At 51.1% G+C, this 15,858-nt stretch carries 17 protein-coding genes and 1 pseudogene; 9 read left to right on the forward strand and 9 right to left on the reverse strand.

The features are described 5' to 3' along the window. From rsxG to gstA, 5 genes are all read left to right on the forward strand, one after another. Positions 1-621 (forward strand): electron transport complex subunit RsxG, encoded by a 621-nt coding sequence (rsxG, locus tag OGX89_RS06550; protein WP_063941551.1) that lies wholly within the window; start codon positions 1-3, stop codon positions 619-621. A 2-nt stretch (positions 622-623) separates the two neighbouring features. Then, the gene (locus OGX89_RS06555) at positions 624-1,316 is read left to right on the forward strand and encodes an electron transport complex subunit E (RefSeq protein ID WP_126956307.1); all 693 of its coding nucleotides are present in this window, start codon (positions 624-626) and stop codon (positions 1,314-1,316) included. Next, a complete protein-coding gene (gene nth, locus OGX89_RS06560; RefSeq protein WP_003029161.1) occupies positions 1,316-1,951 on the forward strand; it encodes an endonuclease III in 636 nt (211 codons plus the stop codon). The genes OGX89_RS06555 and nth overlap by 1 nt, the downstream gene beginning before the upstream one ends. A gap of 613 nt (positions 1,952-2,564) precedes the next feature. Beyond that, positions 2,565-4,070 (forward strand): dipeptide/tripeptide permease DtpA, encoded by a 1,506-nt coding sequence (gene dtpA / locus OGX89_RS06565; protein WP_003832789.1) that lies wholly within the window; start codon positions 2,565-2,567, stop codon positions 4,068-4,070. Between the two features lie 104 nt (positions 4,071-4,174). Then, on the forward strand, positions 4,175-4,780 hold the full coding sequence (gstA, locus tag OGX89_RS06570; protein WP_003832787.1) for a glutathione transferase GstA: 606 nt from the start codon (positions 4,175-4,177) through the stop codon (positions 4,778-4,780). Between the two features lie 83 nt (positions 4,781-4,863). Here the strand turns inward: gstA and pdxY are convergent, their stop codons facing one another. From pdxY to anmK, 5 genes are all read right to left on the reverse strand, one after another. Then, entirely contained in the window at positions 4,864-5,724 is an 861-nt protein-coding gene (gene pdxY / locus OGX89_RS06575) for a pyridoxal kinase PdxY (protein ID WP_003832785.1), read from the reverse strand. Between the two features lie 64 nt (positions 5,725-5,788). Continuing rightward, positions 5,789-7,063, reverse strand: coding sequence for a tyrosine--tRNA ligase (gene tyrS / locus OGX89_RS06580; RefSeq protein ID WP_003029168.1), 1,275 nt, complete (start codon positions 7,061-7,063; stop codon positions 5,789-5,791). A gap of 126 nt (positions 7,064-7,189) precedes the next feature. Further along, positions 7,190-7,846: a pyridoxamine 5'-phosphate oxidase gene (gene pdxH / locus OGX89_RS06585; RefSeq protein ID WP_003029169.1), complete on the reverse strand. Its 657-nt coding sequence runs from the start codon at positions 7,844-7,846 to the stop codon at positions 7,190-7,192. Positions 7,847-7,905: 59 nt separating this feature from the next. Then, on the reverse strand, positions 7,906-8,235 hold the full coding sequence (gene mliC, locus OGX89_RS06590) for a C-type lysozyme inhibitor (RefSeq protein ID WP_003029170.1): 330 nt from the start codon (positions 8,233-8,235) through the stop codon (positions 7,906-7,908). 87 nt (positions 8,236-8,322) lie between these two features. Further along, positions 8,323-9,444, reverse strand: a complete 1,122-nt coding sequence (gene anmK / locus OGX89_RS06595) for an anhydro-N-acetylmuramic acid kinase (RefSeq protein WP_003832781.1) — start codon at positions 9,442-9,444, stop codon at positions 8,323-8,325. Positions 9,445-9,718: 274 nt separating this feature from the next. Here anmK and slyB point away from each other — a divergent pair, with 274 nt between their 5' ends. After that, positions 9,719-10,186, forward strand: a complete 468-nt coding sequence (slyB, locus tag OGX89_RS06600) for an outer membrane lipoprotein SlyB (protein WP_003029175.1) — start codon at positions 9,719-9,721, stop codon at positions 10,184-10,186. Positions 10,187-10,232: 46 nt separating this feature from the next. Here the strand turns inward: slyB and slyA are convergent, their stop codons facing one another. Continuing rightward, positions 10,233-10,673 (reverse strand): transcriptional regulator SlyA, encoded by a 441-nt coding sequence (slyA, locus tag OGX89_RS06605; RefSeq protein WP_126956305.1) that lies wholly within the window; start codon positions 10,671-10,673, stop codon positions 10,233-10,235. A 192-nt stretch (positions 10,674-10,865) separates the two neighbouring features. On the opposite strand from slyA, the gene OGX89_RS06610 reads away from it, so the two are divergent. The 3 genes and pseudogenes from OGX89_RS06610 (at position 10,866) to OGX89_RS06620 (ending at position 14,005) form a co-directional block, all read left to right on the forward strand. Next, entirely contained in the window at positions 10,866-11,102 is a 237-nt protein-coding gene (locus tag OGX89_RS06610; RefSeq protein ID WP_063941548.1) for a DUF1656 domain-containing protein, read from the forward strand. A gap of 2 nt (positions 11,103-11,104) precedes the next feature. Next, positions 11,105-11,968: an efflux RND transporter periplasmic adaptor subunit gene (locus tag OGX89_RS06615; protein WP_032934449.1), complete on the forward strand. Its 864-nt coding sequence runs from the start codon at positions 11,105-11,107 to the stop codon at positions 11,966-11,968. After that, positions 11,965-14,005, forward strand: a pseudogene (locus tag OGX89_RS06620) (FUSC family protein). The gene OGX89_RS06615 and the pseudogene OGX89_RS06620 overlap by 4 nt, the downstream one beginning before the upstream one ends. Here OGX89_RS06620 and sodC read toward each other — a convergent pair. The 3 genes from sodC to OGX89_RS06635 all read right to left on the reverse strand — a co-directional run bounded on the left by sodC (position 13,981) and on the right by OGX89_RS06635 (position 15,772). Beyond that, entirely contained in the window at positions 13,981-14,505 is a 525-nt protein-coding gene (gene sodC, locus OGX89_RS06625) for a superoxide dismutase [Cu-Zn] SodC (RefSeq protein WP_126956303.1), read from the reverse strand. The pseudogene OGX89_RS06620 and the gene sodC sit on opposite strands and share 25 nt — an antisense overlap. Positions 14,506-14,586: 81 nt before the next feature. Further along, positions 14,587-15,483 (reverse strand): aldo/keto reductase, encoded by an 897-nt coding sequence (locus tag OGX89_RS06630; protein ID WP_126956301.1) that lies wholly within the window; start codon positions 15,481-15,483, stop codon positions 14,587-14,589. 49 nt (positions 15,484-15,532) lie between these two features. Then, entirely contained in the window at positions 15,533-15,772 is a 240-nt protein-coding gene (locus OGX89_RS06635) for a DUF1289 domain-containing protein (RefSeq protein WP_003832768.1), read from the reverse strand. Between the last annotated feature and the right edge of the window lie 86 nt (positions 15,773-15,858).

Here is a 15,858-nt window from a genome sequence, read left to right on the forward strand (position 1 = left end):
ATGCTGAAAACGATTCGTAAACACGGTATTACGCTGGCGCTGTTTGCCGCAGGCTCGACGGGGTTAACTGCAGCAATCAATCAATTAACCAAGTCAACCATTGATGAACAGGCCGCGATACAGCAAAAAACGCTGTTCGATCAGGTTCTGCCTGGCGATCGCTACAATAATAACTTGTCTGAAAGTTGCTATCTGGTCGATGCACCGGCGTTGGGCAAAGGTACGCATCGCGTATATATTGCCCGCCAGGACGATCGCCCCGTTGCAGCAATTCTTGAAGCTACGGCGCCAGATGGTTATTCCGGAGCGATTCAACTACTGGTGGGTGTCGATTTCACGGGTACCGTGTTGGGTACGCGGGTTACCGAACACCATGAAACGCCGGGGCTGGGCGATAAAATCGAACTGCGCCTGTCCGACTGGATCACCCATTTTAGCGGTAAAACAATCGCGGCGGGTAATGACTCTCACTGGGCTGTGAAAAAAGATGGCGGCGACTTTGACCAGTTTACTGGCGCAACCATTACACCCCGTGCAGTAGTTAACGCGGTTAAACGTGCCGGCCTGTATGCGCAGACACTGCCTGCGCAACTCCCTCAACTTAGCGCCTGTGGAGAATAACCATGAGCGAAATTAAAGACGTTATTGTCCAGGGGTTATGGAAAAATAACTCCGCGCTTGTGCAGCTACTCGGGATGTGTCCGCTGTTAGCCGTCACCTCTACCGCCACTAACGCGCTGGGTCTGGGACTCGCGACTACGCTCGTCCTGACGCTGACCAACCTGACGATTTCAGCACTCCGTCGCTGGACACCGCCTGAAATTCGCATTCCGATTTATGTCATGATCATCGCCTCCGTGGTGAGCGCGGTGCAGATGTTGATCAATGCCTACGCCTTCGGCCTGTATCAATCTCTGGGCATCTTCATCCCGCTGATTGTGACTAACTGTATTGTTGTTGGCCGTGCAGAAGCCTTCGCCGCCAAAAAGGGCCCTGCGTTATCCGCACTTGATGGTTTCTCTATCGGCATGGGCGCAACCGGTGCCATGTTTGTTCTGGGTTCGCTGCGTGAAATAATTGGTAACGGTACACTGTTTGATGGTGCAGACGGTTTGTTGGGTAGCTGGGCCAAAGTCTTGCGCGTTGAGATCTTCCATACTGATACGCCGTTTCTGCTGGCCATGCTGCCACCGGGCGCGTTTATTGGCCTGGGTCTGATGCTGGCAGTGAAGTATCTGATTGATGAGAAAATGAAGAAACGTCGTGCCGAGGCGGCTGTCGCGGACAGTCCCGCGGGTGAAACAGGGAATGCGTAATGAACAAAGCAAAACGTCTGGAAATACTGACGCGCCTGCGGGATAACAACCCGCATCCGACAACCGAGCTTAATTTTACATCGCCGTTTGAACTGTTGATTTCAGTCTTACTCTCCGCACAAGCGACCGATGTCAGTGTCAATAAAGCGACGGCTAAGCTATATCCCGTCGCCAATACGCCTGCCGCGATGCTGGAGCTCGGTGTTGAAGGTGTTAAGTCCTACATCAAGACAATCGGTTTGTTTAACAGCAAAGCGGAAAACGTAATTAAAACCTGCCGCATTCTGCTGGAACAACACAATGGTGAAGTACCTGAAGACCGTGCGGCGTTAGAAGCTCTCCCCGGAGTTGGGCGAAAGACAGCTAATGTGGTGTTAAATACCGCCTTTGGCTGGCCCACTATCGCTGTAGATACCCACATTTTTCGCGTCTGTAATCGCACGCAATTCGCCCCGGGTAAAAATGTCGAGCAGGTTGAAGAGAAGCTGCTGAAAGTCGTACCCAGTGAATTTAAAGTCGATTGCCATCACTGGTTAATTCTTCACGGCCGCTACACCTGCATCGCCAGAAAGCCGCGCTGTGGTTCCTGTATTATTGAAGATCTCTGCGAATTCAAAGAGAAAGTCGATATCTAATGCTGCCGGGGCATCCTCCTCGGCCCTTACATACATAACGATTAGTTATGCACTCCCCAGCGTTTATTTTCCCGACAATGATGCCATTCAATTGCTCATATCTAATGCAATATTCTTGTTAATTAACACCTGAGCAGGTTAATCGTTTTTTTAGCAAAAGAAATTTCTATCTATACGTGATCCAGATCATCCAGCTAACACAATGTTAATAAATTTTTATTTTTTAGTTAAGGTGACAATTGGATGACCTAACTGCACAGTTTCCAAACAAAACATTACACTGCCTATTTTTCAGATAATGGCCTATATCACTGGATTCAACCTTAAATAGCAGAACATATCGCCACATTGCGGTTTTGACGGTGATTAAACAGTGTAAAAATCTGCCATTTTAGAAATGAAGAAATTTAACGCTAGATAACATTTCACCGCCCCGACGATTTCACCAGTCATGATATATGTAACAGATTATTACAAACCACTTGTCTGAAGGGTCAAGATAGTGAACATTACTTGCCGTTTCCCCTCCCACTATAACAATCGGACGGATGAACTTGACTCATCACGTACCTGAACACCCCCGTTGATATGGGATGTAAAAAAAGAGGTAAAAGTGTCTACTGCAAACAATAAACCAACAGAAAGCGTAAGTTTAAACGCCTTCAAACAACCAAAAGCGTTCTATCTCATTTTCTCTATTGAGCTGTGGGAACGTTTTGGTTATTACGGCCTGCAAGGGATTATGGCCGTCTACCTGGTTAAACAGCTGGGTATGTCAGAAGCGGATTCCATCACCCTTTTCTCGTCCTTTAGCGCCCTGGTGTACGGTCTGGTTGCCATTGGCGGCTGGTTAGGTGATAAAGTTCTGGGAACAAAACGTGTCATTATGCTGGGTGCCGTTGTGCTGGCCATCGGTTATGCGTTGGTAGCATGGTCCGGTCACGATGCGGGTATCGTTTATATGGGCATGGCGGCCATCGCTGTCGGTAACGGCCTGTTTAAAGCAAACCCATCCTCCCTGCTCTCTACCTGCTATGCCAAAGATGACCCGCGTCTTGATGGTGCATTTACCATGTACTACATGTCCGTCAACATCGGTTCATTCTTCTCTATGCTGGCAACGCCATGGTTAGCTGCGCGTTACGGCTGGAGCACCGCGTTCGCTCTGAGCGTCGTGGGTATGCTGATTACCGTTGTTAACTTCGCATTCTGTCAGCGCTGGGTTAAACAGTACGGTTCTAAACCTGACTTTGAACCGATCAACTTCCGTAACCTGCTGCTGACCATTGCTGGCGTTGTGGTACTGATCGCGATTGCAACCTGGTTGCTGCACAACCAGCAGATCGCACGTATGGTTCTGGGCGTCATTGCGCTGGGTATCGTGTTCATCTTCGGTAAAGAAGCCTTCACCATGCAAGGTGCTGCGCGTCGCAAAATGATCGTCGCCTTCATTCTGATGCTGGAAGCGATTATCTTCTTCGTGCTGTACAGCCAGATGCCGACCTCACTGAACTTCTTTGCGATTCGTAACGTTGAGCACTCTATTCTTGGCATTGCTTTCGAACCTGAACAGTACCAGGCACTGAACCCGTTCTGGATCATCATTGGTAGCCCAATCCTCGCCGCTATCTATAACAAAATGGGCGATACCCTGCCGATGCCGACCAAGTTTGCGATTGGTATGGTGCTGTGTTCCGGTGCATTCCTGATCCTGCCGCTGGGCGCGAAATTCGCTACCGATGCGGGCATCGTTTCCGTTAACTGGCTGATCATCTGCTACGGTCTGCAAAGTATCGGTGAGCTAATGATCTCCGGTCTGGGTCTGGCAATGGTGGCACAACTGGTTCCGCAACGCCTGATGGGCTTCATCATGGGTAGCTGGTTCCTGACCACCGCCGGTGCAAACATCATCGGTGGCTACGTCGCTAACATGATGGCTGTACCAGAGAATGTGACTGACCCGCTGATGTCCCTTGAAGTCTACGGTCGTGTGTTCCTGCAGATTGGTGTCGCAACGGCTGTTATCGCTGTTCTGATGCTGCTGACGGCTCCGAAACTGAACCGTATGACTCAGGACGATGACGTCAATGAGAAAGCCTCTAAGGCCGCGACAGCGTAATTCTCAGGGAAACTCATTTTCAGGCCGCTAACTGTTGTTAGCGGCTTTTTTTTTGCCTGAGGTAGCACTACCATACGATATACCTCAGCCAAAAGGAGTTACCGATGAAACTGTTCTACAAACCGGGCGCATGTTCTCTCGCTTCCCACATCACACTTCGTGAGAGCGGTAAAGATTTCACGCTGGATGGTGTTGATCTGATGAAGAAACGTCTGGAAAATGGCGATGATTTTTTCGCGGTAAACCCAAAAGGGCAAGTTCCCGCACTGTTGCTGGATGACGGTACGCTACTTACCGAAGGTGTCGCCATCATGCAATACCTGGCGGACAGCGTGCCAGACCGCCAGCTCCTTGCCCCTACCAGCAGCCTCTCCCGTTACAAAACCATCGAATGGCTTAACTACATTGCGACAGAACTGCATAAAGGCTTTACGCCACTGTTCCGTCCCGATACGCCGGAAGACTTCAAGCCAACCGTTCGCGCGCTACTGGAGAAAAAAATGCAGTATGTGAACGACTCGCTGAAAGATAACCAATGGATCTGCGGCCCGCGCTTCAGCATCGCCGATGCATATCTGTTTACCGTACTGCGTTGGGCCTATGCGGTTAAGCTGAATATGGCAGGATTAAGTAATATTGACGCCTATATGGCGCGAATGGCTGAACGCCCGGCGGTTGCTGCTGCGCTTAAAGCAGAAGGCTTAAATTAATTGTTGTTGCCGGGTGGCACTTGCACATACCCGGCCTACAGCTAAAAATATGCCCGATAAGCGTGAGCGCCATCGGGCATCGATTACAGCTGAGTTGCGCTAAAGTAGTGTTCAGGCTTGGCGATACGGTCCTGCGCGGCCACGACCTGTAGCTCATACTCATGCATCTCTTTGGTAGTGATCATCACTTCGTACACCGCCGCAGTCACATGCTCAAGCGCCTGCTGTAAAGACGCGCCCTGCAGCAGTTTCACCAGTAACAAGCCACTCGTCACATCACCCACACCAACCGGTTGACGTGCGCCAAAATCGACTAACGGGCGACTGATATGCCACGCTTGTTCAGCGGTGACCAGCAGCATCTCGAAACGGTCGGTGCTGATACCTGCGCGTGCCAGATGCTTCACCAGTACAATTTCAGGTCCCTGAGCGATCAGTTCACGCGCAGCTGCAACGGCCTCACCGACATTGTTCACCGCATGCTCGCACAGAATTTCGAGCTCAACCAGATTTGGGGCAATAATGTCACTGGCCGGAAGCGCATGACGTACATGAAATTCCGCCACTCCGGGTGCGACGATACACCCCTTTTCAGGGTGTCCCATCACAGGGTCGCAAAAGTATTTTGCCTGCGGGTTTGCCGCTTTTACTTTGCGAACAATACCCAGAATATGTTCGCCCTGTTCTGCTGAGCCAAGATAGCCGCTCAGTACTGCGTCGCAGGTCTGGAGTTTATCAATATCAGCAATGCCCTGAACAATTTCAGTCAGGTGGCTCGGCGGCATAACGCAACCGGTCCATTTGCCATACTGCGTATGGTTTGAAAACTGAACGGTATTCAGCGGCCAGACATTTGCGCCAAGACGACGCATCGGAAATTCTGCTGCACTATTGCCCGCATGACCAAAAACAACGTGGGACTGGATGGCGAGGATATTCTTCATTTTACTTACCACAACCCTGAAAAAATAAAGGGGCGTAGTTTCCCACGCCCCTGCTAACTCAATCTTACTTCCAGCAAATCAGACAATAGTTCTTCTTGCCACGGCGCAGTAAGGTATAGCGCCCGAACAGGATATCACTCTCCTGGAAGAAATATTCCGGATCGGACTGCTTCTCACCGTTGATGGTCACCGCGTTTGACGCAATGGTCTTACGTGCCTGACCGCGAGAAGGCTGCAGCTCAGAGTCCACCAGCGCCTGCATCAAATCGGCACCTTTGTCCATCTCGATCATCGGCACGCCATCCTGCGCCAGCTGTTCGAAATCTGCTTCACTCAAATCGCTGAGATTGCCGTTGAACAAGCTTTCGGTAATGCGTTTTGCCGCGACCAGACCTTCTTCACCGTGAACCAGACGCGTAACCTGTTCGGCCAGAACATACTGGGCACGCGGCGCTTTACCGCTGTTTTTATCTTCTTCTTCCAGCGCATTGATCTCTTCAATGTCCATGAAAGTGAAGAATTTCAGGAAGCGATAAACGTCCGCATCGGCGGTGTTGATCCAGAACTGGTAGAATTTATATGGACTGGTTTTCTTCGGATCCAGCCACACTGCGCCGCCTTCCGTCTTACCGAATTTGGTGCCGTCAGCTTTAGTAATCAGCGGAACGGTCAGACCAAACACCTGATTCTGGTGCAGACGACGGGTCAAATCGATACCCGAAGTAATGTTACCCCACTGATCAGAACCACCAATCTGCAGTGCCACGCCGTGCAGTTTGTTCAGGCAGGCAAAGTCATAACCCTGCAGCAGGTTGTAAGAAAACTCGGTAAAGGAGATCCCCTGATCGTCACGGTTCAGACGCTGCTTAACCGCTTCTTTGTTGATCATCTGGTTAACGGAGAAGTGTTTGCCGATATCGCGCAGGAAAGTCAGTACGTTCATACCGCCAAACCAGTCGTAGTTGTTCGCAGCAATCGCCGAGTTGTCGCCACAGTCGAAATCGAGGAACGGTGCAACCTGTTTGCGGATTTTATCCACCCACTCCTGCACGGTGTCTTCGGTATTCAGTTTACGCTCGGCGGCTTTAAAGCTCGGGTCACCAATCAGACCGGTTGCGCCACCTACCAGTGCAACAGGCTTATGGCCTGCCTGCTGGAAGCGTTTCAGGCATAACAATGGAACCAGATGCCCCAAATGCAAGCTGTCAGCGGTAGGATCGAAGCCGCAATAGAGCGCGATCGGGCCTTGCGCCAGTCGCTCTGCTAACGCTTCCTCGTCCGTCACCTGGGCCACCAGCCCCCGCTCTTGCAATTGTTTAATCAAGTTACTGCTTGCCATCAAAATCTCCATGTATAAAACGACTGCACCTTTGCCGGTACACGACTTTTCGCCTGATGCGAAAGAAACATAGAATAAAGCGCCGGATTGATCAGCACCAGCGCTTAAAACAAGAAATTTGCATCTTTAGGGGGCCAGGCGATCAATTTTCCACGCGTTATCTTCGCGTTGGTATAAAAAACGATCGTGCAGACGGTTTTCACCGCCCTGCCAGAACTCCATTTGTTCAATACTCACGCGAAAGCCGCCCCAGAAACTGGGCAGAGGAACTTCCCCTTGCTGAAACTTCTGCTTCAGTTCGAGGAATTTGCTTTCGAGAATACCGCGCGCGGAGATCCGACTGGATTGTTTTGAGACCCAGGCGCCAATCTGACTGTCGCGTGGGCGACTGTGGAAGTATTTCACCACTTCGAGTGTGGAAAGACGCTCTGCCTTGCCGATCACCATCACCTGCCGTTCCAGCGTATGCCAGGGAAATAAAAGGCTGATGCGTGGATTTTTCTCGATCTGATGCGCCTTACGGCTGCCAAGGTTGGTATAGAACACCAGCCCTTTGTCATCATAATGTTTGAGTAACACGATACGCTGATAAGGCTGGCCATTTTCATCAACGGTCGCAACGACCATTGCTGTGGGATCGGCCAGTTTGGCATCACAGGCTTGCCCCAGCCAGCGCTCAAACAGCGCAAGGGGTTCGGCGGGAAGATCGCGGCGGCGAAGACCGCCTTTCGTGTATTCACGGCGCAGATGCGCGATTTGCTGCAATTCGTCGTTATCAGACATGATGTTTGGCTACGGATTGTCAGTGGGTGACGCTATTGTGCGCCGCCCAGGTGAAAATCTCAACGCTTCGGGTTCTGTAACTGACAGTTATTTAGCACAATTCTGTCTCGTTTATAGACCGTTGCCTCGTCGCCTTTAGACCAAAATACGTAGATACCATCGGTATAACGTGCACCTGATGCCGACACGCCCTGTTTGAGGTTCAATAGTTGATTATCATAAACAAAGCTTGCCGTCTGGCGGGTATTGTTCAGCTTCACGGTCAGCGGTTTTTCGTCGCAGCGGTATTCAAGCGTATCCGTTTGCATACGCTCGACAAATTGGTTGTACACACTACAACCGCTAAGTAGTACGGGCAGACACACTAACAACAGTTTTTTCATAGCCATATCCTGAAGACTTTCCTGGTCCTGGAGGGTAATGGCACCCTCCCTAATATCCTTAGTTTACCGGCATACCGCGCTGAATAATTTCAGTTAACTCTGAGTTCGCGGATTGGCAGGATAAATTGCCCCTAAAACACTCGGCTCTGACGCCCCAGTCACAGACGGTAAATTTCCCGGCAATCCGGCCAGTGTTCGCCACGCCAACCATGCAAAGGCTAACGCTTCCATATCATCACCGCTGATCCCGGCTTCATCGGTTGAGGTGACCTCTGTACCCGGTAATAATGCCGCCAGACGCATCATCAGCAGTGGATTACGACTGCCACCACCACATACCATGAGTCGATCACAGCCGCCGCTTAACAAGACCTGCTCTGAAATGGTTACTGCCGTCAGTTCGGCAAGCGTCGCCTGTACATCTCGTGGGCTAATTCCCGGAAACTGCGCCAGATGACGCTCTATCCAGCCGTAATTAAAATACTCACGGCCGGTGCTTTTCGGCGCAGGCGCGGAAAAATAAGGGTCGTTAAGCATATTCTGCAGCAACGGTAAGATCACCGTTCCTGAAATGGCCCACTGCGCATCTTTGTCGTAGGGCTGGCCACATTGCCGCCAGATCCAGGCATCCATCAGCATATTGCCCGGCCCGGTGTCGTATCCGCGAACGGGTTGTTGCGGAATAAGCAGAGACAGATTGGCAATCCCGCCGATATTTAACACCATTCGCCGTTCCGTTGGATGTGCCAGCAGTGCCTGATGAAACGCGGGAACGAGCGGTGCACCCTGCCCGCCAAGGGCGATATCACGTCGACGAAAATCGCCGACTACGGTTATCCCGGTACGCGCGACAATCTGGTTGTTATCACCAATTTGCAGCGTGTGCGGCGCAGCACCGTTCGGTTCATGCCACACGGTTTGCCCGTGACAACCAATCGCAACGATATCCTGCGGTTTCAATTTTTCTTGCACCAACAGCGCATTCACCGCCTCAGCAAATAGATAACCGAGCTGTGCATCTAACTGACCAAACTGAGAAAGTGTAAGCTGCTGCCCCTGGCAGATATCCAGAATCGCTTGTTTAACATGAATGGGGATGGGCCAGGTCAGACTCGCCTGCTGCGCAACCATCGTTTCATCTATTGTCGCCAGCACAACATCGACGCCATCAAGGCTGGTTCCAGACATTACACCGATAAAACGGCCCGATTTCATAGGTCATCCTTTTAAGCAAATTAGCCTTGACACTCAACCATAAAGTGTCGACTAATGCCATGCTTCCTTAATGATTTTTGGTGGCTAATCATTACAATGATCGTTTAATTACATCAATTACATGAATGATTCGTTTATACTCGGTTGATCCGATTTCGGTTAAGATTTTCATATTGTTCCAGTAGAACATGTGACCTTAGGCTCACAAATGCCATATAATTTAACCATGAAGGGTGTTTTATTAGCGTTTCGTGGTGACAAAGGAGATTTGTAAATGATTAAACGTGTGCTGATTGTTTCATTAATGGGCGTATCTTTAGCGGGTTGCGTTAACAATGATAGCCTTTCAGGTGACGTGTATACCGCATCCGAAGCGAAACAAGTTCAGAACGTTACCTACGGTACGATTGTTCATGTTCGTCCGGTGCAAATCCAGGGTGGCGATGACGCAAACGTGATTGGTGCTATTGGTGGTGCGGTACTCGGCGGGTTCCTTGGTAACACCGTCGGCGGCGGTACGGGTCGTTCATTAGCGACGGCTGCAGGTGCAGTTGCCGGTGGCGTAGCGGGTCAAGGCGTACAAGGTGCGATGAATAAAACCCAGGGTGTGGAACTGGAAATCCGTAAGGATGATGGTAATACCATCATGGTGGTTCAGAAACAGGGTGCGACCAAGTTTTCAGCCGGCCAGCGCGTTGTTATGGCTAACAACGGCAGCCAGGTTACCGTGTCTCCACGCTAATCGAATTCACGTGTGGTCAGGCTCTGGCCACACGTAACTTATCGTTTCAATCCTGTAACTGCAGTTCAATAATATTGTGTTCGAGTTTGGCAACCAGCTTAATCAGCAGATCAATTTCCTCAGCTGAAATCCCTTCCAGAATTTCTCCACGTGTTTTGTTGATCACCGCTTCCATATCAGCGATCAGCGGCTCAGCCTTCTCTGTCAGTTTAATTCTCTTAGCTCGACGATCGCTGGCGCAAGTCTGTCGTGAAATGAGTCCCTTTTCTTCCAACTGGTCAAGCGTACGTACCAGCGAAGGCTGCTCGATGCCAATCGCTTTAGCCAGCTGAATCTGCGATTGATCCGGCGGCAACTGATGAATGTTGTGCAGCGTAACCCAATGCGTCTGCGTCAACTCCAGAGGTTTCAGGCGATGGTCAATCAGAGCACGCCAAATGCGCACCAACCGTGCCAGATCAGAACCTAATGGCGATTCCAATTTCATCTCCTTATAATTAGCTTGCTAAGTTATTGTGCTGATTTTAGAATAGTGTGCAGCATTTGTATTCCCAAAACAAATGTATTGCCAAATTTGCTTACCGGCTGACATTTTTTCAGACATTATGCGTTACAGAGACTCATTGTCTCTTTTTTGCTAAACCTATAGCAATGCTCTCTTCCGTCAAGGATTTTGCCCGTGAAGTTTATATTTAATGCAACAGGATTGCCCCTACAGGATTTAATGATCGGCGCATCTGTCTACTTCCCTCCTGTTTTCAAGTCGATTGTAGCAGGATTTATTCTCTGGCTGGTTGTTCATCGCCTGCTGCGCGACTGGATTTACTCCGGCGAAATCTGGCATCCCCTGCTAATGGATCTGTCACTCTTTACGCTTTGCGTATGTCTGGCCTTTGTTATGCTGATAGCGTGGTGATTATGTCGCTTAAAACCGTTAAATACTTCTCCACTATTATAGTCGCTGCAATCGCAGTTTTCGCCGGATGGTGGATGTGGAATTACTATATGCAATCGCCCTGGACACGTGATGGCAAAGTACGTGCTGAGCAGGTCAGCATCACGCCGCAAGTGTCAGGCAGCATTAGCGAACTCTATATAAAAGATAACCAGTTTGTGAATAAAGGCGATGTCCTTTTTATTATCGACAAGACGCCATTTCACATTGCTGAACTGAATGCGCAAGCGCAACTGGCAAAAGCGCAGTCTGACCTGGCGAAAGCCAATAACGAAGCCAACCGCCGCCGTCATTTATCGCAAAATTACATCTCAGCCGAGGATCTGGATACCGCAAATCTCAACGTAAAAGCCATGCAGGCAAGCGTTGAAGCGGCTGAGGCCAGTTTGCGCCAGGCCCAGTGGCAACTGACGCAAACGGTGGTCAAAGCCCCCGTAGCGGGTTGGGTCACAAACCTGTCTACCCGTACCGGTGATTACGCCTCAACCGGTAAGCCCCTGTTTGCCCTTGTCGACAGTCACTCTTTTTATGTGATGGGATATTTTGAAGAAACTAAGTTACGCCACATTCGCGAGGGTGCGCCCGCCCTTATCACGCTCTACAGCGGCGATATAAAGTTACAGGGTCACGTTTCCAGTATTGGCCGTGCCATCTACGATCAAAGTGTGGAAAGTGATTCCGGCCTGATTCCCGACATCAAACCCAACGTGCCGTGGGTGCGTCTGGCGCAGCGTGTCCCGGTACGCATCGAATTCGACGCCCTGCCGCGGGAGGTCACGCTGGTGTCAGGTACAACCTGCAGCGTATCCATCGGCCAGCGTAAATGAAACTGCCCCGCCTGACACCAGGCAATTTGCCGTGGTTTAAAGCCACGGCGGCACAGTGGCGTTATGCGCTGCGTAACACCATTGCGATGTGCCTCGCGTTAACTTTTGCTTATTATCTGAATCTGGATGAGCCCTACTGGGCGATGACCTCGGCGGCGGTGGTAAGTTTTCCCACCGTTGGCGGGGTTATCAGCAAAAGTCTGGGTCGCGTGGCGGGTAGCCTACTGGGAGCCACCGCCGCATTGATTATTGCCGGTCATACTCTCAATGAGCCGTGGCTGTTTTTGCTGAGCATGTCAGTGTGGATCGGATTTTGTACCTGGGCCTGTGCGCATTTCACCAATAACGTTGCCTACGCCTTTCAACTGGCGGGTTATACGGCGGCGATCATTGCGTTTCCCATGGTCAATACCGTGGAAATTACACAGTTATGGGATATCGCGCAGGCACGTGTGTGTGAAGTCATCGTCGGTATCCTGTGTGGCGGCGTGATGATGATGATCCTGCCCAGCACCTCCGATGGCACCACGTTACTGACTGCATTGAAAAACATGCATTCACGTTTACTGGAACATGCCAGCCTACTCTGGCAACCAGAAACCACGGATGCCATTCGCACAGCCCATGAAGGTGTTATCGGGCAGATTCTGACCATGAACCTGCTGCGTATTCAGGCTTTCTGGAGTCATTATCGTTTTCGTCGCCAGAATGCTTTGCTCAATTCGCTGTTGCACCAGCAGTTACGCATGACCAGCGTGATTTCCAGTCTGCGCAGGATGCTGCTGAACTGGCCTAATCCTCCGTCCAATACCCGGGAAATCATCGAACAGTTGCTCAGCGAACTAATCAAATCCAATGCGAATAGCTACACTGTCGCACGTATTATTGCCCCACTGCGGCCCGTCGATGCCCGCGACTATCGACACGTCGCCTTCTGGCAACGACTGCGTTATTTTTGTCGGCTCTACCTGCGCAGCAGCCATTATCTGCATTTACTGGAAAATGGTGTTACCGCCGAGCGTATTAATATCGCCCGCACGCCGGGGCTTGCCCGTCATACCGATAATGCGGAAGCTATCTGGAGCGGGTTGCGTACGTTCTGCACTTTGATGCTTATCGGCGCATGGAGCATTGGCGCACAATGGGAATCAGGCTCTGGCGCACTCACGCTCGCTGCGATCAGCAGTGTGCTGTATTCCGCCGTTGCCACACCGTTCAAGTCGCTTTCTTTGCTGATGCGTACGCTGGTTCTACTGTCGCTATTTAGCTTTGTGGTTAAGTTTGGCCTGATGGTGCAAATTTCCGACCTCTGGCAGTTTATTCTCTTTCTTTTCCCGCTACTCGCCACCATGCAACTGTTGAAGCTACAAATGCCTGCCCTGGCAGGTCTTTGGGGGCAGTTGATTGTATTTATGGGTTCGTTTATCGCGGTAACCAATCCGCCGGTATATGATTTTGCTGATTTCCTGAATGACAATATGGCGAAAATCACCGGCGTGGCGCTGTCATGGCTGGCCTTCGCCATTCTGCGCCCCGGATCGGATGCACGGAAAAGTCGCCGCCATATTCGCGCCCTGCGCCGGGATTTTGTCGATCAGCTCAGCCGACATCCATCACTCAGTGAAAACGAATTTGAATCGCTGACCTATCATCACGTCAGCCAGCTCAGCAACAGTCAGGATGCGCTGGCGCGACGCTGGTTATTACGTTGGGGGGTCGTTTTACTGAACTGCTCGCACGTGGTGTGGCAACTGCGTACCTGGGAGGCGCGTTCCGATCCGCTGGCTCGCGTCAGGGACGTGTGTATCTCGCTGCTGCGCGATGTAATGAGCGAGCGTGGCGTCCAGCAACGACCACTGAATGCCACACTGAATGAGCTACAGCGCATCTGCGATACGCTTGCCCACCATCATCAACCCGCTGCGCAGGAACTGTCGGCACTGGTCTGGCGGCTACACTGCTCGCTTTCACAACTCGAACAGGCGCCGCCGCCGGGCACTCTCAGTCGTTGATTATTTGATAACACCACAGGCATAGCGTGCTCCGCCACCGCCAAGCGGTTTCGGTTGATCGGACATATTATCGCCGCCCACATGGATCATCAGCGCTTTACCTTTAACCTCATCGAACGTTTTAAGCCGCGGCGCAACGACCGGCGTTGTAGCGTTACCGTCGTTATTCACCACCAATAGCGGCAGGTCGCCCATATGACCTGCGCCTTCCGGGCCTTCATGTTTGCCGGTTTGGTGCGGATCATAATGGCCGCCAGCCGATTCTGCGGCTGAGGCTTTCCCATCTTTAATTGCCGGTTGGCAGCTGCCGTTCATATGCACATGGAAGCCATGTTCACCTGGCGGCAACGCCTTCAGATCGGGCGTAAACTCCAGCCCCTTTGCGGTTTCAGCAATAGTGACCGTACCAATCGCCTGGCCGACGCCTTGCGATGTGACCAGATTCATCGTCACTTTTTCTTCACTGGCAGCCTGCGCACCTGCACAGGCGAGTAGAGTGATAATGGCCAAACTCAAACGCTTCATAAGACCTCCGTCCAAAAGGTGTCTGATTGTTAAGTGTAAACCAGTGACACAAATTTGAACGGAGATGCGCCAAAAACGCGATTAGGGTACGTCGTAACCCAGCGCCGCTTTACGAATGCGGAACCATTGCTGGCGAGACATGTTCAGCGATTCAGACTCAATGGCAGCACGTACACGCTCTATTTTTCCTGAGCCAATAATCGGCAGCGGCTGAGACGGCAGACGTAAAATCCAGGCGTATACCACCTGTTCAATAGACTGCGCATTCAACTCCTCTGCGATCACGGCAAGCTCATTACGTAAAGGCTGGAAAGCATCATCATTAAACAGGCGACCACCGCCGAGACAGGACCAGGCCATCGGGTGAATACGTAACTGTTGCAGTTGATCTAAAGTACCATCCAACAGGAGCGGCTGATGTACTGGTGAAATTTCTACCTGGTTGGTCGCCAGAGTAAACGGCAGACGCGATTGCAGCAGCGAAAACTGTGAAGGGGTAAAGTTGGAGACGCCAAAGTGACGCACTTTGCCACTATGGTGCAATTTTTTAAAAGCGTCGGCGACATCGTCAGCATCCATAAGCGGATCGGGACGGTGGATCAGCAGCAGATCAATATGATCGGTCGCCAACAGCCTCAGCGACTCTTCTGCACTGGCAATAATATGTGCACTGTCGGTGATGTAGTGGCCCAGCGCATTTTCCGCGCGCGCCGTCGTCGCGATCCCGCATTTGGTCACAATCTGCATTTTTTCACGCAAATGCGGAGCCAGCTTCATTGCCTCACCAAACGCCGCTTCACACTGGTATCCACCGTAAATATCGGCGTGATCGACGGTGGTCACGCCAAGATCCAGATGCTCTTCAATAAAGCTGACTAGCTGGCGCGCGGACATATTCCAGTCCATCAGGCGCCAGTACCCCATCACAAAGCGAGAAAATTCCGGGCCTTGCGGCGCAATAGTAATACGCTGAACCATAGCAGCTTCCTTTTAAGTGAATGTGCCTCGAGTATACGCAATTACGCTTTTAAAAGAGTGAAGGTTGTTGCGGTTCTTCCGAAGGGTTGGCTTTGTTTGCTCGTAATTTACGCATCAGGCGCTGACGACAAAGCCGCAGCACTTCCTGCTTTTGGGTATCACTCATCTTTTGCCAGTTAAAACGCTCATCCCGACTGCGAAAACAGCCACGGCAAAAGCCGCGTTCGTCAGACTGACATATACCACGGCATGGGCTCTGGACGGGGAAAAACTCCAGCTGTTCGGCCACATCCCCTCCTTTAATAAGATTGATATACCTATTGAAGACGTTAACTGAATTTCTCGCAAGCGCTATTGCATTAGACCGACTGGTCT

This window comes from Citrobacter sp. Cpo103, assembly GCF_030332605.1.
Lineage (GTDB): Bacteria > Pseudomonadota > Gammaproteobacteria > Enterobacterales > Enterobacteriaceae > Citrobacter > Citrobacter portucalensis.